The following is a 25,778-nucleotide window of genomic DNA, read 5'->3' as shown; positions in this document are numbered from 1 at the left end:
GGGCCGACCGCGCCCGGGGGCCGATCCACCCGCTTGTCGGCATACTGGACTCCGTGACTTCCGAACTGACCCGTCCCTCCGGTATCGATCTGTCCTACCTCGACGAGGGCGTGCGGGTGCAGGACGACTTGTTCGCGCACGTCAACGGCAAATGGCTGGCAGAGCACCAGATCCCTGCCGACCGGGCCGTCGACGGCGCCTTCCGCGCGCTCTACGACCAGGCGGAGCTGGACGTGCAGGCAATCATCCAGAATGCCGCGGCCGCTGACGCCGAACCGGGCAGCGAGGCCCGCAAGATCGGTGACCTGTACTCCAGCTTCATGGACACCGACGCGGTGGCCGCCGCCGGGCTCGCCCCCATCGCGGCCGAACTCGCGGCGATCGCCGAGGTCGCCGACAAGAGGGCTTTCGCGGCGTTGCTCGGCCGGTTGCAGCGCACCGGCGTCGGGGGCGCCGTCGCCGTTTTCGTCGACACCGACGACAAGGACTCCAACCGCTATCTGGCGCACGTCACCCAGTCCGGCATCGGCCTGCCCGACGAGTCGTACTACCGGCAGGACGAGTTCGCCGAGATCCGCGCGAAGTACATCGCGCACATCGGCCGCATGTTCGCCCTCGCCGCCGCCGACCCGCAGGTTGCCGGGTTGCTGCCGGACGAACTCGACACCGTCGGCGAACGGGTCTTCGCGCTGGAGCGGAAACTGGCCGCCGGGCACTGGGACGTGGTGCGTCGCCGGGACGCCGAACTCAGATACAACCTCACCACCTTCGCCGCCCTGGCCGCGGACAACCCCGAATTCGACTGGGCCGCATGGACTTCCGCGCTGGCCGAGGGCGTCGAGGGGGCCGGGTCCGAGCTGTTCGCCGAGTCGGTGGTGCGCCAGCCGGACTATCTGCGCACGTTCGCGCGGCTCTGGGCCGATGAGCCGCTCGCGGACTGGCAGGCGTGGGCGGCTTGGCGGGTGCTCCGCTCGCGTGCGCCGTACCTGACCGAGGCGGTGGTCGAGGAGAACTTCGACTTCTACGGTCGCACGCTCACCGGCGCCGAGGAGAACCGCGAACGCTGGAAGCGCGGCGTCACGCTGGTGCAGGACCTGCTCGGCGAGGCGGTGGGCAAACTGTATGTAGCCGAGCACTTCCCGCCGGAGGCCAAGGCCCGCATGGTCGAGCTGGTGGCCAACCTGCAGGAGGCCTACCGCCGCAATATCGCCGAGCTGGAGTGGATGGGCCAGGACACCAGGGTCGCCGCGCTGGCGAAGCTGGAGAAGTTCACGCCGAAGATCGGCTACCCGGACAAGTGGCGGGACTACTCGGGCGTGACGATCGACCCGGCCGATCTGGTCGGCAACTATCGCAGGGGTTACGCGGCCGAACACGATCGAGATCTGCGCAAGCTCGGCGGTCCGGTCGACCGCGACGAGTGGTTCATGACCCCGCAGACGGTGAACGCCTACTACAACCCGGGCATGAACGAGATCGTCTTCCCGGCCGCCATCTTGCGGCCGCCGTTCTTCGACATGAACGCCGACGACGCGGCCAACTACGGCGGGATCGGCGCGGTGATCGGCCACGAGATCGGGCACGGCTTCGACGACCAGGGCGCGAAGTACGACGGCGACGGCAACATGGTGGACTGGTGGACCGACGAGGACCGCGCCGAATTCGGCAAGCGCACCAAGGCGCTGATCGACCAGTACGACGTGCTCTCCCCGAAGGACCTGCCGGACGAGCACACGGTGAACGGCCAGTTCACCATCGGCGAGAACATCGGTGACCTGGGCGGTCTGTCCATCGCGCTGGCGGCGTACCAGATTTCGCTCGGCGGCGCGGACGCGCCGGTGATCGACGGGCTCACCGGCCTGCAACGGGTGTTCTACGGCTGGGCGCAGGTGTGGCGCACCAAGGCCCGCGCGGAGGAGGCCATCCGCCGGCTCGCCACCGATCCGCACTCGCCGCCGGAGTTCCGCTGCAACGCGGTCGTGCGCAATATCGACAGTTTCCACGAGGCGTTCGGCGTCCAGCCCGGCGATGCGCTGTACCTGGAACCCGCTGAGCGCGTGAAGATCTGGTAGCTGCGCGAACTTCTCGCGCACGTACCGAGTAGAGCAAAAGCCGAACACTACGATCAGCTACTTCGAGTAGTTGATCGTAATGTTCGGCTTCGCGTCGAGCCGGGGGTTACCGGCTGTTAGTTCCAGTCTCCGAGGCCGTCACTCGCGCTGAGCGTCCCGCCCTGGGTGTTCTGCACGATCACCGGGTCGCCACGGCGGGCGTTCTCGAAGAACCACTTGGCGTCCTCGGTGCTGACGTTCAGGCAGCCGTGGCTGGCGTTGGAGACGCCCTGCTGGGCGACCGACCACGGAGCCGCGTGCACGAAGATGCCGCTGTTGGAGATGCGGGTGGCGTACTCGACCTCGAGCTTGTAGCCCTCGGGGTCGGTGATCGGGACGCCGTAGGTCGACGAGTCCATGGTCATCTTGCGCAGCTGCTCGCCGACGATGTAGGTGCCGTTCGGCGTCTCGTGCTTGGGCTTGCCCATCGAGGTGGGCATCTCCTTCACCACCTCGCCGTTGCGGGTGATGGTGATGGTGTGGGTGGTGTCGTCGGCGGTGGTCACGAAGGCGTCGCCGATGCGGAACGAGCTGGTGGTGCCGCCCGCCTGCACCTGCACGTCGGTGTTGTCCGGCCAGAACTCGTCCGGCCGCCAGCGCACCTGCTTGTCGCCACGCCAGTAGAAGTGGCCAGGCGCGGCCTTCGAGGAAGTGATCTTGATAGCCTTCTCGGCGGTGGCGTGGTCGGTCACCGGCTCCTTGAAGGTGATGATGATCGGCTGCGCGACGCCGACGACCTCGCCGTCGGCGATGTTGATCGAGGGCGGGGCGAAGTTCGCCTGCGGCTCGGGCTCGGTGGCCGCGGCGGCCGAGCCGGTGCCGATCCCTGGAATCGGTTCGGCATGTGCGGGCGCGACGAGCAGAACACCGGCTGCCGCGATCGCGGCCGACAGCAGGACGCCCTCGCGCATCCGGCGGGTCAGCCGCGCTCCCTTGCGGCGAGCAGGCAACGACCCGGTGTGCAAAGCGGCATGCATAGGTTTCTCGTCCATTCCATCTCTCGCGCGCACGCGTACGCGCGCGTAGCGAGATTTTTCATTTCAGCGCGGAGCCAGAAGAGCGCCCCGCGGGTATCGACGGCCCGACCCGTCGTCCATTCCTACCGTCCCGGCGCGGCCGGAAGCTACCGGCGTTTCAGAGTGATTCGCATACCGCATGACGAGTGATATGGGTCACAAACGCTACCGTTGGGTATAGATGCGGGCAAACCTCCCGGTCACGACGGATCGGACGACCTCCGGCCGACACGAGGGGGCGTGCGAAAGATGGTTCGCCCCAAACTAGTTAGTGACCAAGCTCACTGATCACGTCGAACGAAATCGGGCGACGCGGACCGGTCGCGATGTTGTGCGGCACCGAGCGCGGGATGCGCCCGCGCGGGTATCGCGGGGCCGGTCGCAGGCGCACCCGCCCGAGGATCGTGGCCAGCGCGATCCGCAGTTCGTAGTCCGCGAGTGCCGCGCCGACGCAGCGCCGGTGGCCGCCGCCGAATGGGGCGAACTCGAACGGCCGGTAGCGGCGCTCGGCGAAGCGGCCCGGATCGAAGCGCCGCGGGTCGGACCACACCTCCGGATCGGAGTGCAGCAACGGCACCGCGATCCCCATGGTGTCGCCCGGGGCGAGCGCCACGCCGCGCAGCGTGAAGGGCTCGGTGAGGCGGCGCAGCACGATCGGCACCGGCGGATGCAGTCGCAGCGTCTCCTGGCAGACCGCGTCCAGATACGGCAGTGCGGCCAGCTCGGCGGGGCTCGCGTCCCGGCCCGCGTCGTGCAGTTCCCGCCGCAGGCGGATCAGCGCCTCCGGCGCGCGGTGCAGCCGGAACAGCGCCCAGACCAGTGTGGTTGCGGTGGTCTCGTGCCCGGCGACCAGCAAGGTGCGGATCTGCTCGCACAGCTCGTCGTCGGCGTCGCCCTGGTACGCGCACAGCAACACGTCGAGCACGTCGGCGGGTTCCGCGGCGACGTGCTCGCGCCTGCGCGCGATGTCGGCTCGGATCAACCGATCCAGCCGGTCGCGCGCGGCGCGGAACCGATCCCACGGGCCGTGCCCGCGCATTCCGTGGCGCAGCGCGGGCACCAGGAGCAACGGCCCGGAGAACGCGGTGAGGAAGTCCGTCACCGCGGCGGTGTACTCCGCTTGCCGCCCCGGGTCGCGCACGCCGAACACCGCCGTCGCGATCACCCGCAGCGTGAGCGCCCGCGCCGCCGCCCGCGCATCGACGCGCGCGCCCGCCACCCATGCCGGGCCGCTTTCCCCGGCCAGCTCCCGCAGCGTGGCCTCCCGGATGAGCGCGCCGTACTCCCGTATCCGGGCGCTGTGGAAGGCGGGAGCGAGCAGCGCGCGATCGCGGCGATGGCGCTCCCCCGAGGCCAGGATCAGCGACGCGGCGCCGACCATCGGCTCGATCGGGTTCGGACGCGGCGGTTCGGAGAACTCCACCGGCGACCGGAACACCTCGCGGGCACCGACGGCCGTCCCCGTGAACAGCACGGCGCCGAAACCGGGAAAGCGCACGTAGAACGGGTCGCCTTCGCGCGCCCTGCGCCAACGGAAGTACCGGTCGAAATCGACGCCGGCGGCCACGGCATGTAGCGCCGTCGAGCGCGGCACCCGAGGTCCGGCGCCCGTCTCGGCTTCCGGCATCCGCACAGTCATACCGAGAAACACGTAGTCGCCCCCGGAGCGGTTCGACGCTAGCTCGGGGCCTGCTTGTGCTTGCGCACCGTGGCCTGCGCGGTCGCGGCCAGCCGTGCCAGCCTGGCGTCGCCGAGCGCGGTCACCATGCTGCCGAGCCCGTTGGTCACGAACGCGATCGACATGCCGAGATCCGGGTCGGCGTACGCGCCGGAGCCGCCGACGCCGTAATGGCCGAAGGCGTTGCGCGGCTGCTGCTTGGACATCAGGACCGGGCGGTGATAGCCGAGCGTGAAGTGGATCGGCAGACCGAGCACGTAGTCGCGGCTGTGGGTGGGCTGGACCTGGGCGATGGTCGCGATCGTCGCGGGCTGCAGGAGCCGCACGACCGGCTCGGATCCGGGCGCGTCGACACCGTGCACGCCCCGTCCCGAGCGGCCGTGCACAACTCCGCCGTTGGCCAGCGCGCCGTACATCCGCGCCAGAGCGCGCGCCGAGAACACGCCGTTCCAGCCCGGCATCACCGAGTCGTGTACCCGGGGGTCGCGAACCAGCTCGTCGAAACTCTCCGGCATGCCCGCCTCGGCGAGCCCGCGCACCGGCCGCACCCAGGACAGCACCGAGGAGGCGGTGTTCCAGCGGATGCCGGGCGGACCGAGGGGCCGGAAGATCTTGGCGATCCGATGTCGTTGGGATTCCGGAACGCGGAACCAGTACTCGTCCAGACCGAGCGGCTCGGCGATCTCCGCGCGTAGCACCTCGGTGAACGGCCTGCCGGTGACCCGCTGCACGAGTTCGGCGACGAGCCACCCGAAGGTGATCGCGTGATAGCCGGAGGTGCGGATGCGCCGGGGGTCCGGCGGGCTGTCGGCCAGCGCCTTGACCACGGCGTCATAGTCCAGGATGCCTTCACGGCCGGGAACCAGGCCGCGCACCCGGTGTAAACCGGCGCGGTGGCACAGCACGTCCCGGACCGTGATGTCGTCCTTGCCGTGCGCGGCGAACTCCGGCCAGTACTCGGCCATCGGCGTGTCGTAGGCGATCAGACCCCGTTCGGCCAAGCGGTGGACGACAGTCGAGGCCACGCCCTTGCCGGTGGAGAAGGTCAGCGCGACGGTGTCACCGTTCCAGCGCCGCTCCTTGTCCGCCCAGCCGGCCCAGATGTCGACCACGGGCTTGCCGTCGAGGTAGACCGCGAGCGCGCCGCCACCGCGCGCCGGTTGCGCGAACAGGCCGAAGAATTGATCGGCCAACCGGATGAAACGCGGGTCGACCAGCATCTCGTGCGGTGCCGCCAGTTTCTCGCGCGCCGAATCGGCGGGCTCGAAGTCGTCCGCCGCCATTGCCGAAACCATGGGGTCACCTCCTGACCGCCGTTATCCGGGCTGGTCAACCAGGGTAACCCGTTCAGTCGGTCTGCCAGAGCCCAAAAGGGGTGGCCAAGCACGCGTCGCCGCTGTCGGCGTTCCACGCGAAGGCCGCCACGCCCAGGCAGACCACCGCCTGTTCGCCGGTCTCCACCCCCGCCCGCGACCCTTCCAGCGCGATGGAGATGGCGAACGTCCGCGTTCCCGGCTCGTCGACGGTCGAGGTCAGGGCGACGGCGTCCGGGCCGAAGCCGACGGCCACCGGAACCCCGCCCGCGCCCTCGCTCGCGCCGACGCCTCCGGCCGCGCCGATGCCGATGGCCGTCGCGCCCGAGGTCGCGTTGGCGTAGCCGACTCCATCTATCCCGCTGGCCCTGGCCAGGCCGTTGCCGTCGGTCGCCGCGCGGCAGGCCGTCTCGCCATCGATGACCGTGACGTCGGAACCGTGTTCCGATCGGCAGTGCACGTCGGTGGCCGAAGCAGCCCCCGGAACGACGAGAGAGCCTCCGATCGCCGCGGTCGAACACACGATTGCGCTGATCAGCTTCATCGGGGGGCTCCTCTCGCACCTGGGCACCCACCATACCCAGACCCGTTGGCAGCGGTTGTTTTCCGTCTCCGGCTCGACGCGCGCTCGCTCGATGGTGTATTCATGGCGTGGTATTTCAAGCGCAGCCATGGCAACTTCGGATTACGGGGGCGTGAGTTCGCCGGCGTTACAGCTCGGGAGGACTGTACGTGTCTCGTCAACTGGCCTGGGGGCGTCTCGCCTTCGCCGGATTCGCCGTCGCGGCCGGATTGTCACTGGTCGGCTGCAGCTCCACGGTCAGCGGTACCGCCCAGCCCGCCGTGGACGGGACGATCGACGCGGTGTCGGTGACCAGCACGCCGAAGCCCTCCTCGGGCAAGCCCACGCCGAGCACCAGCAAGCCGACGACGAGCAAGCCCAGCGGCAGCACCGACTTCGACGCGAACGTCAACGATTGCGTGAAGCTGGGCGGCACCACCACCAACGCCACCATCGAGAAGGCGTCGTGCGGCAGCCGCGAGTCGAATTACAAGGTGATCGCGAAGGCGGCGAAGAGCTCGCAGTGCAGCAGCGACGCCGACAACTACTACGCCGAGACCATCAACGGCATCGAACAGGGCGCGCTGTGCCTGGACATCGACTGGGTGGTCGGTGGCTGTATGGACGTCGGCGGTGACGACCCCAAGCGCATCGATTGCACCGGTTCGTCGCCCTCGAAGGGCGTGAAGGTGGTCAAGATCCAGCAGGGCGCCGATGACGTCAGCGTCTGCGGCAGCGGCACCGGATACGTCTACGACAAGCGCCGCTTCGTGGTCTGCGTACAGGAACTCTGACCCGGACTTCCCAGCGCCTGCGGGCCGCTAGGTTGGGTTGGTGAGCACCACCGAGCTACCGCGGCTGCGATCCGGCACCGGACGCTGGATCCTGCTGGCCACCATCCTCGGTTCGTCGGTTGCCTCGCTCGACGCGACGGTCGTGAACATCGCGCTGCCGCGGATCGGGGAATCGCTGGACACGGACGTGGCCGGACTACAGTGGACGCTGAACGGCTACACGCTGACCCTCGCCTCGTTCATCCTGCTCGGCGGCTCGCTCGGCGACAAACTCGGTAGGCGCCGGGTCTTCGTCTGGGGGACCGTGGCCTTCGCGCTCGCCTCGGTGCTGTGTGGCGTCGCGACCTCCATCGAAATGCTGGTCGCCGCCCGGATCCTGCAGGGCGTGGCGGGTGCGATGCTCACGCCGGGCAGCCTGGCCCTGATCTCCTCGTCCATCGATCGGCGCGATCAAGGCGCGGCGATCGGCCTGTGGTCCGGTTTCGGTGGTGTGGCGGGCGCGCTCGGGCCGTTCCTGGGCGGTTGGCTGATCGAGATCGCGGGCTGGCGGTCCATCTTCTTCCTCAACGTCCCGCTGACCCTCGTCGTCGTGCTGGTCGCGTTACGGCATGTGCCGGAGAGCCGTGACCCCGACGCGGCCGCCCAACTCGACGTGCCCGGCGCACTGGTGGTGGCGCTGTCGCTCGGTGCGCTGACCCTCGGACTGATCGACAGCATGCCTTCGCTCGTCGTGGCCGGTGTCGTGCTGCTCGGGGCGTTCGTCGTGATCGAGTTGCGCAGCGACCACCCGCTGGTGCCGCCCGCGCTGTTCGCCTCGCGGGTGTTCACCGCCGCGAATCTCGTGACGCTCGCGGTCTATGCCGCCCTCGGTGGCGTCTTCTTCCTGCTCGTGCTCGAACTGCAATTGGTGGCGGGGTACTCGCCGCTGATGTCCGGCGTCGCCACCGTGCCGGTCACCCTCATCATGCTCGTGCTCTCGGCGCCCGCCGGACGCTGGGCGCAGAAGCACGGGCCGCGCATCCCGATGACCGCCGGACCGCTGCTGGCGGCGGCGGGTCTGGTGCTGTTGCTGCGCATCGGACCCGACACCGCGTACCTCACCGACGTCCTGCCGGGTGTCGTCGTCTTCGGCTTGGGGCTCGCGGCGCTGGTCGCGCCGCTCACCGGTGCGGTGCTGGGCGCGGTGCCCGCGAGCGAGGCGGGCATCGCCTCCGGAGTGAACAACGCCGTCGCGCGCACCGCGCAATTGCTCGCGGTGGCGACGCTGCCCGGGCTCGTGGGCATCTCGGGTGCGCTGGGCGACCCGGTGGCGTTCGACGACGGTTTCGCCACCGCGATGTGGTTGTGCGCCGGATTGCTGGTGACCGGCGCGGTACTCGCCGCCGTGCTGTTGCGCCCGGTGCGGCGGGCGCCCAAGTTGGACAGCGTCGACTGCATGCCGCAGTGCGGCGTCGCGGGACCGGCGGTCGCGCCGGCCCGGAGCGAAGCATGAGCGGCCCGAACGGATCGCTCCCCTCGGGCCGCTCGTAGCGGATGTCGTCCGATCAGATCGGCAGGTAACCCGCGCCGACGCCGCCGCGCGCGTTGATGTCGGCCACGATCGCGCTCATGTTGGTACCGACCTCAGGACCGAAGCAGGCGATGGCCAGGTAGGCGTTCACCATGCCGACCAGCGTCGTCCCGACGACCACCGGCGCACCGGAGTCGCCTTCCACCACGCACATCTGGCTCCAGGTCTCGACGTTCGTCCTGAAGATGTCACCCCAGGCGATACCGCAGGTGTTGCCGGTGGTGCGCCCTTCCTTGCAGACGATCTGCGGGAAGTTGGCCGGTCCGCCGAGACCGGTGATGGTGACGTTGCCGACCCGGTTCACCGGGGTGATCTTGCCCGGGTCGAACTGGATGACGGCGTAGTCGAGGTCGTGGTTGGAGTAGACGAAACGGCCGATCACGCCGGCGCCCCGATCGGCTTCGGCGTAGACCTGTGCGCCCGGGTCGCCGCAGTGGCCTGCGGTCAGGCCGACCAGACGTCCCGCGTTGTCGTGACCGACAGTCGTGACGGTGCACTCGAATTGGTTGTCGATGATGATGCCGGATCCACCGCCCAAGACCGGCGGGCCCGGGTCGGCATTAGCGGCCCCTGCGCCCGTGCCGAGCAGCGCCGCGCCCAGGGCGACGGCGAAGGCGGCGTTGGCCACCTTGGCGAGTTTGCTGAACATGTCCCTCCAGACGTCGGAAGCCCGCACGATATCAATCTGTCGCACCCATCGTGTCAGTAATCGACCTCGGGCGCGTCACCACTACGGGGTTGTCCCCACTGTTCCGCGCTTCAACCCCATTTCATACAACTGAGATGGAATGTATCTTACGGGCTCAATAGCATTCCGCTATCGCAATTGTGAAAATGTCGTGCCCCTTAGTGTCACGGTGATAGTAAGGAGTCGCGATGTTGGTCTCCGGAAACAAATCCGATTTTCGATGATAAATATCCGAAGTAATTCGCCGTTCCGTCGCCGCGGAGCGCGGATTCGCCCAGTTGGGCTGTAACTTGTGCCAGAGGTAAGGGCACGGCGTTTGGGCTCGTTCCCAATGTTCCGCGGCTTAAGCATTGCTTTCCGGCAACGGTGAGCGACATCTATGACTGCGATCACAAGTGGATGGTGTGTTCTGCACTACTCCGTAGTAAGGTGCGTCAAGCAAACGAGTCGCCGGGGCAGCCAACCGGCGTCGAGGAGGATTAGCCAGTGCAGTCGACCGAGAGTCCACCATCAGGGTCACGGGTCAGTGGTGCGGTCGATTGGACGAGGTCTTACTGGCAGGATCACCCCAAGCGTTCGCTGGAGACCTTCGGCAGGCAGATCACGATGGGCTTCGCGGCCGTCGCCGAACTGTTCGTCTCGATTTTCCGCAGGCGCTTCCCGTTCGGCGAGTTCGTCCGGCAGTGCGCGTTCATGGCCAGCGTCTCCGCCGCGCCGACGCTGCTGGTCGCCATCCCGATCGGCGTCATCGTGTCCATCCAGGTCGGGTCGGTCGCCGGCCAGGTCGGCGCCACCTCGTTCATCGGCGCGGCCAACGGCCTGGGCATCATCCAGCAGGGCGCCCCGCTGGTCACCTCGCTGATGATCGCGGGCGCCGTCGGCTCCGCGGTCTGCGCCGACCTCGGCTCGCGCACGATCCGCGAGGAGATCGACGCCATGAAGGTCATGGGCGTCGACCCGATGCGCAGGCTGGTCGCCCCGCGGCTCGGCGCCGCCATGCTGGTGAGCGTGCTGCTGTGCGGCTTCGTCGTCTTCGTGGGCTTCTTGACCGGCTACATCTTCAATATCTTCGCGCAGAACGGTACGCCGGGTTCCTACGTCGGCACCTTCTCGTCGTTCGCCGTGACCACCGATCTTCTTGTCGCGCTGGCGAAATCGCTGATATTCGGTCTGCTGGCGGCAATCATCGCCTGCGATACCGGATTGAACACCCGGGGTGGCCCGGGCGGCGTCGCGAACTCGGTGAATTCAGCGGTGGTGAGCTCCGCCATCATGCTGTTCGGGGTGAACCTCATCATCACCCAGGTTTACAACGCACTATTCCCGTCACAGGTGGTCTGAGCCGGTGTCCTCAACCTATGTACCGCCGCTGCTGCGGCCTCTCCAGACGCTCCGGAAATCCGCTCAGGCGCCGGTCGATCTGCTCGCCAGGCTCGGCCACCAGGTGTTCTTCCTGTTGCGCTCGATCGGCTCGATTCCGCTGGCGCTCAAGCACTACCCCAAGGAAGTGTGGCGCCTGCTCTCGGACGTCACCTGGGGCAACGGCAATCTCGTCGTCGGCGGTGGCACCATCGGCGTCGTCGTCATCCTGAGCGCCTTCGGCGGCATGACCGTCGGCATCCAGGGTTACAACTCGCTCAACCTGCTCGGCCTGAGCCCGATCACCGGTGCAATCTCGGCGTTCGCGACCACTCGCGAACTCGGCCCGCTGCTCGCTACGCTGGCCTTCGCCGCGCAGGCGGGCTGCCGCTTCACCGCGCAGCTCGGCGCCATGCGCATCTCCGAGGAGATCGACGCGCTGGAGTCCATCGCGATCCGGCCGCTGCCCTACCTGATCAGCACGAGGATGTTCGCGGCGATGATCGCCATCATCCCGCTCTACTGCCTCGGTCTGACGATGGCCTACATCTCCTGCTCGCTGACCGTGCAGCTGATCGGCGGCACCGCCACCGGCACCTACCAGCACTACTTCTATCAGTTCCTGATTCCGACCGACGTCATCTACTCGCTGATCAAGGCGATCCTGTTCGTCGCGATCACCACGTTCATCCAGTGCTACTACGGCTTCTTCGCCTCCGGTGGCCCCGAGGGCGTCGGCGTGGCCGCGGGCCGCGCGATCAAGATGTGCATCATCGCGGTCGTTTTCGCGAACCTGTTCATGACATTGGCGATCTGGGGTGTCAACCCCGGCATCCGGATCTCGGGGTAGACACCAGATGATCATCGATCCCAGTGGGCGCGGGCCCACGATGCGACAGCTGCTGATCGCGGGCGTGTGCGGCCTGGTCGTGTTCGCGCTGGTGCTCAGCTTCCTGATGCTGCGCTACAAGGGCTACTTCCAGGAGAAGGTCAACGTCACCGCCAACTTGACCACCACCGGTGACGGTCTGCCCGAGCAGGCCGACGTCAAGTTCCGCGGGGTGCTCGTCGGCGCGGTGAAGACGGTCGACGTCGCGGCCAAGGGCGAGCTGCAGAAGGTTCGCATCGAGATGAAGCCGGAGTTCGCCGGCGACATCCCGGCCAACGTGACCGCACGCGTGGTGCCGAGCAACCTGTTCGCCGTCACCTCCGTCGAGCTGGTCTTCAACGGCCCCGCCGACCAGTACCTGCACGAGGGTTCGGTCATCGAGGAAGACCGCAGCAAGGGCACCATCGCGCTGCAGGACACGCTCACCACGGTCCGCAACATCCTCGACAAGATCGATCCGGTGCAGTTCGGCCGGGTGCTGGGCACCTTGTCGCAGGCGCTGGACGGCAGCGGCCGCATGCCCGGCTCCACCGTCGAGCGGCTGGACCGCTGGCTGCTGGCCGTCGACGAGTCGATTCCCGATCTCGGGGTGCTGCTGGGCGACTTCTCCGCGTCGTTCAACGCGCTCAACCAGTCCGCGCCCGAGCTGGTCGACGTGCTCGGCAGCTCGGTGCAGACCGCGCGCACCATCGCCGACCGCCGCAGCCAGCTGGTCTCGCTGATCACCGGTACCTCGGGCACCATCGACACGGTCAACGACCTGTTCGCCCGCAACCCGAACGTGGGCATCGAGGTCACCGCGGGAACCAACGACATGTTCGGCGCTCTCGCCGCGGACCCGGACGCGATCACCAGGAGCCTGCTGAACCTCAGCGAGACCATGCGCCGGATGGACACCACGTTCAAGTGGGGTCCGCAGAAGCAGCAGGTCTGGGACGCGGGCATCACGCTCACCCCGTACCGGCCCTACACCGTGGCCGACTGCCCGCGCTACGGCGACATGGTCGGGCCGAGCTGCTACACCGCTCCCGCCGTCGCCGATGTCGGCGAGCTGCCGGAACAGCTGAAGCCGCGCGCCCTCGCCTCGGCCGCCGGGCTTCCGCCGGTGGTGCCGATGCCGGGCCTGCCGCTGATCCCCGGCGTCACCACCCCCGATCCGAACCGCGCCACCGCGGCCGCTCCCACCGGCGGTGCACCCGCTCCGTTCGCGGGCACCCCGCTCGAGGGCCTGTTCCCGATGCTGCCGCCGGGTCTGCTCCCGCCGGCCGCGCCCACGGCGCCCGTGGCTCCGGCCGCCGCGCCCGAGGGCGCTCCGTCGGCGGCGCCGATCTCCTACCGGGGTGAGTCCGCGATCACCCCGCTGCTCGGCCGCAAGCCGACCACAGCCGAATATCTGCTGCTGAGCTCGATTTTGAAGGGCGGAACCATGCAGGTGTCCGACAACGGTGCCCGCCGATGAGCATTCGCAAACCGCTGATCGGATTCAGCATCTTCGCGATCGTGTCGATCCTGGTCACGGTGGTGGTGTGGAACACACTGGCGCGCATCGTCAGCGGTGACACCTACACCTACTCCGCGACGTTCTCCGATGTGCTCGGCCTGCACGAGGGCGACGACGTCCGCATGGCGGGCGTGCGAGTGGGCAAGGTCGAGAAGATCGAGCTGGGCCGCGACGCGAACCTGAAGAAGTCGGTCGCCAAGGTGACCTTCGTCGTGCAGCGCGACCAGACGATCTACAACGACACCAAAGCGCTGGTCCGCTACCAGAACCTGATCGGTCAGCGGTACGTGGCGCTGGCTCCCGGCAAGTCGTCGAGCCCGGCGCCGCTGAAGAACAACGGTTCCATCCCGATCGACCGGACCGAGCCGTCGTTCGACGTGTCCGGTCTGCTCAACGGATTCCAGCCGCTGTTCCAGGTGTTGCAGCCCGAACAGGTCAACCGGCTCTCGGAGACCTTCATCCAGGCCTTGCAGGGTGACGGCGTCTCGTTGAGCGCGTTCATCGTGCAGGCCGCCCAGCTGGCCACCGACTTCCAGCGCAGGGACGCGATCCTGTCCGATGTGATCACCAACCTGTCGGGCGTGATGTCGGGGTTGGCGAAACGAGGTGATGAATTGGAGACCCTGGTGACCCAGACCCGGGCCTTGATCGGCGGGCTGTACGAACAAGGGCAGTCGCTGCTCGGTTCGACCGAACAGATCGCGAGCGCGACCACGTCGCTGGTCGGCATGATGGACCGGATCCAGCCGAGCCTGCGCAACGCGCAGAACTCCACCAGCGCCGCGCTGACGCTGCTGCTGGACAACGGCGCCAAGCTCGACCAAGCGGCGATCGACCTGCCGAACGTCCTGTCCGCGGCCGGCAGGCACACCTCGGAAGGCGGTTACGCCAACGCCTACCTGTGCGGGCTGGACGTCTCGCTCTACGGCGTCCTGTTCCCGCGCGGTCTGTTCTCCCAGATCGGCGGCACCTCGCACTCGGCGGTGTGCCGCCCATGATGACGAAACTCAGGTCCAGGTTCGAGAGCAACCGGTACTTCTGGTTGGGCATCATCGGCGGCGTACTCATCGTGGTGCTGCTGCTGGTGTCCAGCGTCTACAAGCTCATCGGCGTCGGCGAGCAGTCGATCAAGGCCGAGTTCGTGCAGGCCGCGGGCATCAGGGTCGGCGACAAGGTGAACGTCGCCGGGGTGTCCTCCGGGCGGGTGGTCGACGCCGAGCTCGAGGGCAGCCACGTGCTGCTCACGCTGAGCGTCAGCAACGACGTGAAGCTCGGCCCGGACGCGCGCGCCTCGATCAAGATGGCCACGCTGCTCGGCGCCAGGTACGTCGACCTCGAGCCGGGTGACGGCTCTGGCCTGAAGGGCAAGCGGATCCCGGTGTCCAACACCACGGTTCCGTACAACCTGGCCGACGTGGTGCAGGTCGGCACCCCGAAGTTCGAAGCGCTCGACACCAAGAAGCTGGCCGAGTCGCTGAACTTGATCAACGAGCAGATGAACGGCTCGCCCCAGCTCACCGCCCAGGCGCTGGACAGCGTCGGCGCGCTGGCCAAGGTGATCGACAGCCGCAAGGCCGAGGTCGACACGCTGCTGAAGGACTTGGACCGGGTCACCCGGATCCTCGGCGACAACCGCAACAGCATCCTGCTGGTGATCACCCAGGGTGAGGCCATCGCCAACCGGGTGATGGAGCGCCAGGCGCTGCTGCGCCAGCTGCTGGACAACGTCGCGACGCTGACCAAGCAGCTGGAGGCGATCGGCGCGGAGAACAACGATCAGCTCGGCCCGACCATCCAGCAGCTGAACACCATGGCCGAAGGCCTGCAGAAGAACAAGGACAACCTGGATCGGATGCTGTCGATCATGCCGCCGACCCTGCGCTACCTGGCGAACTCCTGGGGCGGCAGCGGTCCGTACGGCGATGTCGGCCTGCCGTGGCTGTTCCCGGACAACTGGTTGTGCTTCGCCCAAGTCATCGAGGGGTGCCAGGGATGAGATTCCGCACGGGCTTTCCGCTGAGGACCGTCGCGAAGGCGCTGATGATCAGCGCCGCCGCACTGACGGTCGGCAGTTGCTCGCTGCTGCCGAGTTCGGTGAACGACGCGCTGGGCAACACCCTGCGAATCACCGCCGACTTCGACAACATCGCGGGTATCTACGAGGGCAACCCGATCACGGTGCTCGGGCTCGATGTCGGCAAGGTCGACAAGATCGTGCCCAAGGGCACCCTGGTCGAGGTGCACATGTCCATCGACAAGGACGTGAAGATCCCGAAGGACGCGATCGCCGCGATCGTCTCGCCGTCCATCGTGACCGACCGGCATGTCGAGCTCACCCCGGTCTACACCGGCGGCGCGACCTTGTCCGACGGCGATCATCTGCCCAAGGCGCGGACCAAGACGCCGGTCGAACTGGACACGATGATCAAGACCATCGATCAGTTCGCCGCCGCGCTGAAGCCGGAGCCGGGCCAGGAGGGCATCGGCCCGCTGTCGGGCCGGGTGCTCTACCCGATGCTCAACGGCAACGGCGAGAAGATCCGCGACACGCTCAACGCGCTGTCCAGCGCGCTGAAGGTCGGTGTGGACAACAAGGACGCGATCTCCAGCATCATCATCAAGCTGAACGACCTCACCACCATGCTGGCCGAGAACGACCAGTCGGTGCGTGATTTCAGCAACCGGGTGACCCAGATGACCGGCCTGCTCGCCGACCAGGCCCCGGGTCTGCAGGCCACGCTGGATCAGCTGCTGGCCTTCCTGCGGAACACGAGCACCACGCTGACGCAGTACCAGGATCAGTTGCAGGGCACGATGAGCGGCCTGACCAACGTGACCCAGCAGCTGCGCGACAACGCCTACGGCCTCACCGAGGTCGCGGACCTGGCGCCGATGGTCATGCAGAACGTCGACAACATCATCAACCGCGAGCACGGGTACGTCCGGCTGCACGCGGTGATCGGCACCGCGCTGTCGGGTGAGATCGTCAGCCTGTTCTGCGAGCGCATCCAGATGAAGGCCGACGGCTGCCGCACCGGAAACATGCAGGACTTCGGACCCGACTACGGGCTCACCGCCGCACTGCTCGGACTGACGAAATGACGTACCGAATGACGATCAAGGCACGCAGGACGCTGGTCGCCTTCGCCGCGGTGGCCGGCGTGGCGGTTACCTCCGGCTGCGGGCTCACCGTGGAGAAGCTGCCGCTGCCGAAACCGGGCCAGGGCGGGGAGACCTACACGATCCACGCGGTCTTCGAGAACGCGCTGAATCTGCCCGATCAGGCGAAGGTGAAGATCGGCGGCTCGGATGTCGGCGTGGTCACCGACATCAAGACCAAGAACTTCCAGGCCATCGTGGACCTGACCATCCGCAAGGACATCGAGTTGCCGAAGGGCAGCACGGCGGAATTGCGCCAGGCCACTCCGCTGGGTGACGTCTTCGTCGCGGTGTCCAAGCCGAAGACCGACCCCGGCGCGCAGATGTTGCACGACGGCGACACGCTCACCATCGACAGCACCTCCGCGGGCGCGACCGTCGAGCAGCTACTCATCTCGGTCTCCATGCTGTTCAACGGCGGCGGCATCGCCAGCCTCTCCAAGCTGGGCGCCGAACTGGACTCCATCGTCGGCGGCCGCGGCGAGCAACTGGCCCACCTGATCACCGAGATGACCGGCGTAGTCGGCAGTCTGAACGCCAACTCCGCTCGCGTCGACAGTGTGCTCGGTGAATTCAGCACGCTGGCCAACACCATCGAGGGGCGGCGGTCGGAGCTCGGCGAGGTGGCCGACACGCTGCCGCAGATGATCGGCGCCATCGCCGAGAACAACCGGGCCCTCGGCGAACTGCTCAGCAAGTTGTCCATTTCCAGCGCCGCGCTGGGCGATTACGCGAACACCTCGACCGAGAGCCTGAACGGGCTGCTGGAGAACACCCGCCAGCTGATGGACGCGATCGCCAAGACCGGTGACGGTTTCGGCGTCCTGCTGGATCGGCTGCGGGTGATCCGGCCGAAGGTCGACGCGACCTTCCGCGGCAGCAGCTTCGCGGTGTACGCGACCGCGACCAACCTGGACATCAGCGCGCTCACCGATCCGCAACACGGCAAGCTCCAGGATCTCAACGACCTGCAGGACTTCGCGGGCAGCCTGATCCAGGTGCTGCAACTGGTCCAGAGTCGAGTGGGGGGCGGACAGCGATGACCTCCGCGCGCAAACTCTTCGGAAGCAAGATCTTCCTCTCGAACGTGGGTCTGGTGCTCGTGCTGCTGATCGGCGCGGCGTACCTGATGATCAACGTGATGCGGGTGAACCCGCTGCGGTCCGACTACACCGTCACGGTGAATCTGGACCGTTCCGGCGGTCTGCAGCCCGGCAACGACGTGACGCTGCGCGGCTGGCGCATCGGCAAGGTGACCTCGATCGAGCTGACCGATCGCGGGCAGGCCATCGCCGCCACCGCGCAGATCGAGTCGAAGTACAAGATCCCGGTGGACACCCAGATCGCGGTGCAGGCGCTGTCCGGCGCGGGTGAGCAGTACATCGACTTCCGGCCGAACGCCGAGCAGGGGCCGTATCTGGCCAACGGCGCGGTGATCAAGTTCGATCCGGACAAGATCCACACGCCCACGCCGGTGTGGTCGGTCCTGGACAACTCCAGCGCCCTGATCGCGCAGATCAATCCGGATCATTTCCAGGTCATCCTGAACGAGCTGGACATCGCGCTCAGCGGTGGCCCGGATCAGTTGCGCGGCCTGGTCAACGGCATCAGCTTGGCGACGGCGGGACTGGATTCGCTGCTGCCGCAGACCACGAATCTGATCACCAATCTGCGGACCATCGCCAGTACGACTTCCAACGCGCAGCCGGATCTGGCCACGCTGACCCGCAACTCCGGAGTGCTGTTCGAGCAGTTCAACAACGCGAACGCGGAACTGCAGCGCGTGCTCGAGCAGGCCCCCGGGCAGCTCACCAGTCTCGGCGCGGTGGTGGACCGCACGGCCGATCCGATCACCAGCCTGGCGACCAACTTCCAGGCGATCACGAAGGCGGCGCAGCTGCGGCTGCCCGCGCTGCGCGCCCTGTTCCCCTCGCTCGCGCTCGGCGGCGAGGCGCTCGGCGTCCCGGCGCACGACGGCGAGTTCCACGCGATGATCGACATCTGGCCGCGGCCGTTCTGCACCTACAACACTCCGAAGATGCGCAACGAGGTCGTGCAGGACGGCACGATCCCGAAGTGGAACTACTGTGAGAACCCGCCGCCGGGTCAGCAGATCCGCGGCGCCGCCAACGCGCCGCGGCCCGACGTGCCCAACAACGGCGCGCACATGCCGCCGGGCGTGGATCCGAACGAACGGACCCTGCCTCCGGTGCGGTGAGTCGTACCCGGCCCGGCGGTCATCCCGTCGGGCGGGCATACTCGCCGGTGGAACGCGTAAGGTTCGCTGCCGCGGGCCGCTGAAGCCAATCGGTGCGCACCGATGCGTGCCGGGAAAGTGCAGGTTTTATCGATGTCTACCGACGACGCCGAGACCGACAAGGACGCCGAGACCACGGCCGCCGCCTCCGACAAGGACACCGACGCGGTGACCGCGCAGTCGGGGGACGCCGCCGGCGCGGCGAAGCCCGAGCTGTCCAAGGCGGAGAAGGCAGACAAGGCCGAGACCGGCGCGAAGCCGGCCGAGAAGAAGGTCGCGCCCAAGGCGGCGGGCCCCGCACCGTCCGGGAAATCCACCTCGCTTCCGCTGGTGGCCGCGTTCGCGGCCGGTGTGCTCGCGGTCGCGGCGATCACCGCGGTGGTGGTGTTCTTCTTGCAAGGGTCCGATCGCGGCGACAAGCTCGACGCGATTCGCGACTCGACCGACGCCGCGTGCGCATTCGGCAAGGACGTCTCGGTCTACGACTACTCGAAGAACCTCGACGACTACTTCACCACGGTGAAGGCCGGCTCGACGGGCGAGTTCCTCAAGGAGTTCGATGACGCGACCAAGGCGCTGAAAGACGCCATGGTGCAGGCGCAGGTCAAGTCCTGGGTCGATGACGTGCAGTGCGGATACCAGGCCGGTGACAAGACCTCGGCCAAGGTGTTGGTGACCCTCACGCAGTATCGGACCAACTTCACCCAGACCAACCCCGAGCGACAGTTCGTGGTGGTGATCGCCCAGCTGCAGAAGTCCGGCGACAAGTGGCTGGTCGAGAAGCTCGATTCGCCGATGCTGAAGGGCGCGGGCACCGGCCTGCCTGGCGCTCCCGCGCCGGGCGGCACTCCGGCTCCGCAGCAGGCACCGTCTGGTCAGCCCGCACCGCAGCCGGGCAACTAGCCGAGCGCCTCCGGCGGTGGGCCGAGCCACCACCGCCGGAGGTCATTCGGGCGGCCCTGCGGCGATTCGCCCGGCGAATCAGAACAGCGTCAAAGTCTGTGGCGCCGACGGCGCGGCCGCCTTCCCCGCGGCCTTGCTCTTCGGCGCTTCCGGCGCCGTCGGCGTTTCCTCCACAGTCACCGCGAGCATCTCCACGGTGTTCGCCTCGGCGACAGCCGCGGTGACCGCGGCCTGCCGAGCCGCTTCTCCAGCCAGTGCGTCGGCCTGCTCGTTGAAGTAGTTGCCGACATGTCCGCGGACCCAACGGAAACGGACCGGGCCCGGCCTGCTCTGGATGGCGCGATCGATCTGCCGGACGAGTTCGACGTTCTTCACCGCGCCGCCGGTGGACGTGCGCCAGCCGTTGAGCCGCCACCCCGACACCCATTCCGAGGCGCATTTGATCGCGTAGAGCGAATCGCTCTCGATGAGCAGTGGTTCGGACCCGGGGTGGGCGACGATCGCCTCCAGCACCGCGCGCAACTCCGCGACCTGGTTGGTTCCGGATGCGGCTCCCCCACTGGCCGAGGAGCCCTGATGATTGACCCAAGCCCAGCCGATGGCGCCGCCGGGATTGCGGAGGCAGGATCCGTCGGTGCTCACGATGATCATGGCTGGCACCCTACGCAATCCGACCGACAAGATCGGTACCGTGGAATTCCTCTATCTCCCTCCGTAACCGCGACTCCGTCCGCCGCAGCGCCGATTTGACCGCGGCGTCCACCAGACCCGCGCTCACGCGCCCGACCGGTCCGCGGGGTGGACGGTATTCCGCCTCGGAGGTCAGCACCGAGCGTCCGTAACCGAGCGGATCGAAGCGCAGCCGCAGCGTGCCGGAGACGCGCCCGCGCAGCGTGTACCCGATCACCGCGTTGTGGCGGTATTCGGTGATCTCGCAGGTCGATGTCGGTTGCCAGAGCGCGAGGCGGGTGGTGGTGGCGAAGACCGCGCCGAGTCCGCGGTCCTGTTCGCCGGTCGGGACGAAGTCCGCGATGCCGAACATCCAGTCCGGTACGAACAGATGGTTGTCCGTGTAATGGAAAGCGACCTCGACGGGCGCTCCGACGTCACTCGCGTACTTGATGTGGCCCATAGGCCCTCCCTGTTCCACGACTGGCGTTAAAAGTACTACAGCTCTCCTCTTTATTCGAGGGCTCTGGACGATTTGGTCGACCCAATTCGCAAGAGTGCGACCGACTGGTTGCTTGGGAAGGAAAGGCGTTCAGAGCTGGTCGACGATGTGCTCCGCGATCGGCATGGCCGAGGTCGCCGCGGGTGACGGCGCGTTGAGCAGATGAACCGAGCGTTCCGTGCGCTCGATCATGAAGTCGTGCACCAACGTTCCGTCCCGCAAGACCGCCTGCGCGCGAATGCCCGCCTCCCGGGGCAGCAGATCGGCGAGCGTCAGCTCCGGACAGTAGCGGCGGCACTGCGCCAGGTATCCGCGCTTGAACAGCGAGTTGCGCAGCTCGCGCAGGCCGGTGCGCACGTTCGCCTTGGCGACACGGTGAAATCCGGGGAATCCGAGCACTTCTCGCGCGTCGGTCAGGTCGACGCTGCCTTTGCGATACCCCTCCCTGGCCAATCCGAGCACCGCGTTCGGCCCCACGGTCAGCGAACCGTCGATCATGGGACTCAAATGCACTCCGAGAAAAGGCAATTCCGGATCGGGGATCGGATAGATCAGCGTGCGCACCAGCCCGTTGCGCTCCTGCGGCAGTTGGTAGTACTCGCCGCGGAAGGGAACGATGCGAAAGTCGGTGCGCAGTCCGGCCGCCCGGGCCAGCCGGTCGGCTTGCAGCCCCGCGCAGACCACCATGCGGCGCGCCGTCCACGAGCCGGTCGGCCCCGCGGCGGTCACCGCGTCCGTGCTCTCGGTGAGCGCGGTCACCTCGGCGCCCAGCACGAATTCACCACCCGCGCCGCGGACTTCCTCGGCGAGCGCTTCGGCCACCCGGGTGAAGTCGATGATGCCGGTGTCCGGGACGAAAAGGGCGCCGACGCCGGTGACGCGCGGTTCGCGCCGCGTGAGTTCCGCCGTGTCGATCAGTTCGACGGCCACGCCGTTGGTGATCGAACGTTCGTGCAGCGCGAGCATTCGCTTGTACTCGGCGTCGTCGGTGGCGACCAGCAATTTTCCGCAGACCCGGTACGGAATGTCGTGTGCCGCGGCGAAATCCTTGGTCCAGCGGGCGCCACGGCGGCACAGCGTGGCCTTCAGGCTGTCCGGCGGATAGTAGATGCCGGAGTGGATGACTCCGCTGTTGTGCCCGGTCTGATGGGCGGCCAGACGCTGGGCTTTCTCCAGTAGCACGAGGCTCGCCCCGGGATTGCGCGCCAGGATCCGGTGCGCGGTGGCCACACCGACGATGCCGCCGCCGATGACGCAGAAGTCGTAGGCGCTCATGCCGAGCAGAGTAGGCGGTCGGTCACACCGTGGCGGAACTCGTCTTGTCCGGCGATGTCGCGGGTGGGTGTTCGGTGGTCGCCTGCCCGGTGGACGCGGGCCTGGCGTGGCGATCGAGGTGCAGGTCACGCTCGCCCGATCCCGGGTCCGAAAGCGCGAGCCGCACTTCACCGTTCCGGGTATTCAAGTCGGTGCGCATCGTGGTCACGGCGGACGTGCCCGGCTTCTCTCGCGCGGGATCCGCGCGGAGGAAACCGGTCAGCATCGTCAAGGCGTTCGTGTCCACGGTGACCGAGACGGTATCGGCCTCGGTACGCGTGACTCGCGCGCCGACATAGGCCTCGCCGACGCGGACGCTGCCGGCGAGTGGTGCGGGCGGGGGCGGCGCGGCGGGCGAATCGACGAGCGGTTCGGCGATCTCCGGCTCGGTAGCGGGGGCGGTGGAAATGTCAACGGGCAGAACGACACTGCTGCTTGTCAGTGCCGGATAGGCGACGTATGCGCGGCCATGGTCCGGTGCATGCGGGGCGGTCGGGACGACCGGCGCGGCGATCCGAGTATCCGGGCGCTGGATGTCGGCGATCTGCTGGACGATATAGGCGCCCGCTGCGGCGGTCAGGCTCACACTGGCCGCACCGGCGAGCACGATGGCGGCATGCCGCGCGACCTGGACAGGTCGGTGTGCTGTCACGATGCGTTCCTTTCCCTGCGACGCTGCTCCCACAGGCGATCGGCACCGCGGAAAGCTGTACGCCCGTCCAGATTACCTGTGGGGCGGCGCGGGATACGGCATCGATGCGAGCAGGATCACAGCCGTCTGTCCATCCCGGCAGGTCAGCGCGAGGAGAGATGCACGCTACGGCCTACATGGCGGCAATGTTTCCGTGGTCACACGGACGGGTAAATATTCGGGTAGCTGGCGAGCGCCATTCTCGACTGCCATCTCGAGACACCCGGCCAACGGCGTCCGGCCGTCGACATGAACACGGCGCACCCAAGTGTGGCGCTCGCCCGCTCCCGAATCGTCACCGATCGGGTCGGGTGTGGGGCGGGTCAGGTGAACTGGCCCGCTGTCCTTCCTTCACCTGTCGGGCCCGCGAAAGCCTGTGCGATAGTGAGCCATTCCGCGGCGTCGTCGCCGTCCGCGTGGATCGCCAGGTCGTCCGGATGGCGGCGCTGGGTCACCAGCAGGCAGAAATCGAGTGCCGATCCGGTCACCCGCTGCTCGGCGTCTTCGGGGCCCCACGCCCAGATCGTGCGATCCGGTGCGGTCAGTTCCACCCGGAATTCCGCCGCGGGCGGGGTCTTTCCGTGCACGGTGTAGGCGAAATTCCTGGTGCGCACGCCGATATGGGCCACGGTGCGCAGCCGCGCCGTGGCAGTGCGGTGCACGCCCAGGGCATCGGCCACGTCCTGCCCGTGTGCCCAGGTCTCCATGATGCGGGCGGTGATCATCGACGCTGCGCTCATCGGCGGACCGAACCACGGCAACTTCACGCCCGGAGGCGTCGCGCGCAGCGCGGCGACGAGTCCCGCGCGGCCACGCCGCCAGCGATCGAGCAGCTCGGCCGGCGGTTCGGTGGCGGCTTTCTCGGCGGCCTCGTCGACGAACGTGAGCGCCCGCGGCCCGGCTTCCGCCAGCAACTGCTGGAATCGGGCGGCGTCCGCGGTGGCGATCGTCGCGATTTCGTCGGTCCAAGCCAGATGGCCGATCTGATGGGCGATGGACCAGCCGGGCGCGGGGGTGGCGCGCGCCCACTCCGCGGGTGCCAACGGGGCGACGAGTCGTTCCAGGTCCGCGCATTCGTCGGCGAAGTCGCCGAGCAACGCCTCTAGGTCAGCCATCAGTTCCCCTGCCGGTCCGGGCACACCGCTTCGTGTGCCGCCGTGGTCCAGCATCGCAGCGAGGTCAAAAAAAGGCAAGCATGCTTGTTTTATCTTGCGCTACGGGCCTGCTACCAGCCGAAGACCATCAGGTGGGCGGCTCCCACGACTAGGCCGAGGACCGCGCCGTGCAGATACAGCAGCCAGGCGTCCTGTTCGACGGACGCGTAGAACATCTCCATGAACTCCCCCGGCGTGAGCCGCCGCAACTTGCGCGCCGCGAAGTCGTCGATGGTCTTGGCCTGCGCCAGGGTGAACTCCTCGTCCTCGACCAGGGTCGGGGCCAGCCCGACCGCGGCCCCCGCCGCGCCCACCGTGAGGTTGTCGAATTGGCGGCGCCCCAGCGCCGCTCGCACCAGTGAGGTCGTCGGCCCGAGCTGGCGATGGATCTCGTCGGCGATCAAGCGCTCCAGCAACTGCCTGGTCTTGTCCCCGTTCGGGCCCTCCAGCAGCTCCTTGGACAAGTTCGGCAGCGTGAGCACCTGGTAGGCCAGGATGTGCGCCAGATCGGTGGCCGCCTGTGGCTGCCGTTTCGCCAGCAGCGCCTGCTTCCACAGGTACTTGTACCTCGGTTGCGGATCGCCCGGCTCGAACACCATCTTCACCGCGATGACGTTCACGATCACGCCGATCGCGGCCGAGGCGAGCAGGACGTTCACCCAGCCCGGAATCCAGCCCAGCACCGGAATGTGCTGGTGCACGTGCAGATACAGGGCCAGTAGCACGCCGAAGGGCGCGCCGAGCAGGCCGATGCGCACCATGAAGCGCAGCTCGGGCGCCGCGATGGTGGTGGTCAGGTCCTTGAGGATGGCCGGGTTGTCCTGCAGGTAGCGGATCACGAAGCCCTTGATGCCGATCAGCTGGTCGACGTTGTCGCCGAGCGAGGCGAACGCGCGACGTGACAGAGCGGGCAGTTCGCGATCCACCCGCTGGTAGATCAGCTGCTTGGCGGCGCGCGGCACCGTGCGCCACAGGTCGGGGTTCTCCCGGTACATCAACTCGTCCACCAGGGGGCGCACTTGCTCGCGCGCGAGGACCGCGATGTAGTCGGCGATGCCGTCGAGATCGAGTTCGTGAATGAAGTCCTTGGGACTGCCGATCCGCATCAGGGCCTTGTCCACGCAGATGCTGGCCATCTTCTCCGCACGCGCCGGGATGAAGCCCTGGAAGCCGAGGCGGCGACCGTCGCCGGAGAAGGTCGGCAGCACTTGGACGCGGCGCGGGAAATAGGGATAGAGCACGTGCAGGCCGGGAATCCGGACGCCACGAAAGATGATCGGCCAGAACAACATCAGCACGCCGGTCCAGTTGGTCAGCCAGCCCGCCAGCGCGCTGAAGATCGGGAATGTGATCAGGTCGACCACGAACTTCGGCTGCCCGGTCAAACCTTCCCAGTCGATGAACACGCCAGCGGCGAGCGACGACATCGATGGGACTCCTCAAGCCGATCCGGCGGTACCGCCGGTATGAGATATCAATGTCCTCACGTTCTCATTGCCTTGGACGGGGTGTCAACGCTCGGCGGGTCTTCGCCGTGAGCGAACGGACCGGTCGGGGCGGAACAAAGCCGGACGCCCCGGGGTTGAGTAGGCATCGCTCAACTTTTGGAAGGGTCGAAGACGTGACTACACCACAGAACCTGCCGGTG

General features: G+C 67.6%; 23 protein-coding genes. 12 read left to right on the top strand and 11 right to left on the bottom strand.

Going from position 1 to position 25,778, the window contains the following annotated elements:
• The first annotated feature begins 53 nt into the window (after positions 1–53).
• Positions 54–2,072, top strand: a complete 2,019-nt coding sequence (locus ABZ552_RS02150) for a M13-type metalloendopeptidase (protein ID WP_357435243.1) — start codon at positions 54–56, stop codon at positions 2,070–2,072.
• 116 nt (positions 2,073–2,188) lie between these two features.
• On the opposite strand, the gene ABZ552_RS02145 is transcribed toward ABZ552_RS02150, so the two are convergent.
• From ABZ552_RS02145 to ABZ552_RS02130, 4 genes are all read right to left on the bottom strand, one after another.
• Positions 2,189–3,022: a L,D-transpeptidase gene (locus ABZ552_RS02145; protein ID WP_281881218.1), complete on the bottom strand. Its 834-nt coding sequence runs from the start codon at positions 3,020–3,022 to the stop codon at positions 2,189–2,191.
• 373 nt (positions 3,023–3,395) lie between these two features.
• A complete protein-coding gene (locus ABZ552_RS02140; protein ID WP_357435241.1) occupies positions 3,396–4,766 on the bottom strand; it encodes a cytochrome P450 in 1,371 nt (456 codons plus the stop codon).
• Between the two features lie 38 nt (positions 4,767–4,804).
• Positions 4,805–6,025, bottom strand: coding sequence for a serine hydrolase domain-containing protein (locus ABZ552_RS02135; protein WP_357435536.1), 1,221 nt, complete (start codon positions 6,023–6,025; stop codon positions 4,805–4,807).
• Between the two features lie 127 nt (positions 6,026–6,152).
• Positions 6,153–6,662: a DUF6764 family protein gene (locus ABZ552_RS02130; RefSeq protein ID WP_281876473.1), complete on the bottom strand. Its 510-nt coding sequence runs from the start codon at positions 6,660–6,662 to the stop codon at positions 6,153–6,155.
• Positions 6,663–6,850: 188 nt separating this feature from the next.
• Here ABZ552_RS02130 and ABZ552_RS02125 point away from each other — a divergent pair, with 188 nt between their 5' ends.
• Positions 6,851–7,474 carry a hypothetical protein gene (locus tag ABZ552_RS02125; protein WP_281876472.1) on the top strand — a complete coding sequence of 208 codons (624 nt, stop codon included), beginning with the start codon at positions 6,851–6,853 and terminating at the stop codon, positions 7,472–7,474.
• 40 nt (positions 7,475–7,514) lie between these two features.
• The gene (locus tag ABZ552_RS02120) at positions 7,515–8,966 is read left to right on the top strand and encodes an MFS transporter (protein WP_281919332.1); all 1,452 of its coding nucleotides are present in this window, start codon (positions 7,515–7,517) and stop codon (positions 8,964–8,966) included.
• Between the two features lie 52 nt (positions 8,967–9,018).
• Here ABZ552_RS02120 and ABZ552_RS02115 read toward each other — a convergent pair whose 3' ends face one another.
• Positions 9,019–9,693 (bottom strand): S1 family peptidase, encoded by a 675-nt coding sequence (locus tag ABZ552_RS02115; protein WP_281876470.1) that lies wholly within the window; start codon positions 9,691–9,693, stop codon positions 9,019–9,021.
• Positions 9,694–10,218: 525 nt separating this feature from the next.
• Here ABZ552_RS02115 and ABZ552_RS02110 point away from each other — a divergent pair.
• From ABZ552_RS02110 to ABZ552_RS02070, 9 genes are all read left to right on the top strand, one after another.
• Positions 10,219–11,073: an ABC transporter permease gene (locus ABZ552_RS02110; protein ID WP_281876469.1), complete on the top strand. Its 855-nt coding sequence runs from the start codon at positions 10,219–10,221 to the stop codon at positions 11,071–11,073.
• Positions 11,074–11,077: 4 nt separating this feature from the next.
• Positions 11,078–11,941 carry an ABC transporter permease gene (locus tag ABZ552_RS02105; protein ID WP_281876468.1) on the top strand — a complete coding sequence of 288 codons (864 nt, stop codon included), beginning with the start codon at positions 11,078–11,080 and terminating at the stop codon, positions 11,939–11,941.
• A 7-nt stretch (positions 11,942–11,948) separates the two neighbouring features.
• Positions 11,949–13,439: an MCE family protein gene (locus ABZ552_RS02100; RefSeq protein WP_281876467.1), complete on the top strand. Its 1,491-nt coding sequence runs from the start codon at positions 11,949–11,951 to the stop codon at positions 13,437–13,439.
• Entirely contained in the window at positions 13,436–14,479 is a 1,044-nt protein-coding gene (locus ABZ552_RS02095) for an MCE family protein (RefSeq protein WP_281876466.1), read from the top strand. Before ABZ552_RS02100 ends, ABZ552_RS02095 begins: the two co-directional genes overlap by 4 nt.
• Positions 14,479–15,477: an MCE family protein gene (locus ABZ552_RS02090; protein WP_281876465.1), complete on the top strand. Its 999-nt coding sequence runs from the start codon at positions 14,479–14,481 to the stop codon at positions 15,475–15,477. The genes ABZ552_RS02095 and ABZ552_RS02090 overlap by 1 nt, the downstream gene beginning before the upstream one ends.
• Entirely contained in the window at positions 15,474–16,583 is a 1,110-nt protein-coding gene (locus ABZ552_RS02085) for an MlaD family protein (RefSeq protein WP_281876464.1), read from the top strand. The genes ABZ552_RS02090 and ABZ552_RS02085 overlap by 4 nt, the downstream gene beginning before the upstream one ends.
• An 8-nt stretch (positions 16,584–16,591) precedes the next feature.
• Complete coding sequence (locus ABZ552_RS02080; protein ID WP_357435237.1) at positions 16,592–17,683, top strand: MCE family protein; 1,092 nt, start codon at positions 16,592–16,594, stop codon at positions 17,681–17,683.
• Positions 17,680–18,858 carry an MlaD family protein gene (locus ABZ552_RS02075; protein WP_281919336.1) on the top strand — a complete coding sequence of 393 codons (1,179 nt, stop codon included), beginning with the start codon at positions 17,680–17,682 and terminating at the stop codon, positions 18,856–18,858. The genes ABZ552_RS02080 and ABZ552_RS02075 overlap by 4 nt, the downstream gene beginning before the upstream one ends.
• A 132-nt stretch (positions 18,859–18,990) precedes the next feature.
• Complete coding sequence (locus tag ABZ552_RS02070) at positions 18,991–19,800, top strand: hypothetical protein (protein WP_281876461.1); 810 nt, start codon at positions 18,991–18,993, stop codon at positions 19,798–19,800.
• A 78-nt stretch (positions 19,801–19,878) separates the two neighbouring features.
• Here the strand turns inward: ABZ552_RS02070 and ABZ552_RS02065 are convergent, their stop codons facing one another.
• From ABZ552_RS02065 to ABZ552_RS02040, 6 genes are all read right to left on the bottom strand, one after another.
• Positions 19,879–20,451, bottom strand: a complete 573-nt coding sequence (locus ABZ552_RS02065) for a ribonuclease H (RefSeq protein ID WP_281876460.1) — start codon at positions 20,449–20,451, stop codon at positions 19,879–19,881.
• Between the two features lie 10 nt (positions 20,452–20,461).
• A complete protein-coding gene (locus ABZ552_RS02060) occupies positions 20,462–20,932 on the bottom strand; it encodes an SRPBCC family protein (RefSeq protein ID WP_281876459.1) in 471 nt (156 codons plus the stop codon).
• 129 nt (positions 20,933–21,061) lie between these two features.
• Positions 21,062–22,246 carry an L-2-hydroxyglutarate oxidase gene (gene lhgO, locus ABZ552_RS02055; protein ID WP_281876458.1) on the bottom strand — a complete coding sequence of 395 codons (1,185 nt, stop codon included), beginning with the start codon at positions 22,244–22,246 and terminating at the stop codon, positions 21,062–21,064.
• 22 nt (positions 22,247–22,268) lie between these two features.
• Positions 22,269–22,937, bottom strand: a complete 669-nt coding sequence (locus ABZ552_RS02050; protein ID WP_281876456.1) for a hypothetical protein — start codon at positions 22,935–22,937, stop codon at positions 22,269–22,271.
• A gap of 362 nt (positions 22,938–23,299) precedes the next feature.
• Complete coding sequence (locus ABZ552_RS02045; protein ID WP_357435234.1) at positions 23,300–24,091, bottom strand: TIGR03084 family metal-binding protein; 792 nt, start codon at positions 24,089–24,091, stop codon at positions 23,300–23,302.
• Between the two features lie 110 nt (positions 24,092–24,201).
• Positions 24,202–25,557 (bottom strand): hypothetical protein, encoded by a 1,356-nt coding sequence (locus ABZ552_RS02040; protein ID WP_281919340.1) that lies wholly within the window; start codon positions 25,555–25,557, stop codon positions 24,202–24,204.
• Positions 25,558–25,778 lie beyond the last annotated feature (221 nt).

It is taken from the genome of Nocardia sp. NPDC019219 (assembly GCF_040632645.1).
Classification (GTDB): domain Bacteria; phylum Actinomycetota; class Actinomycetes; order Mycobacteriales; family Mycobacteriaceae; genus Nocardia; species Nocardia sputorum.
Note: the sequence above shows the minus strand (reverse complement) of the source record. Positions and strands in the feature narration are given on the sequence as shown.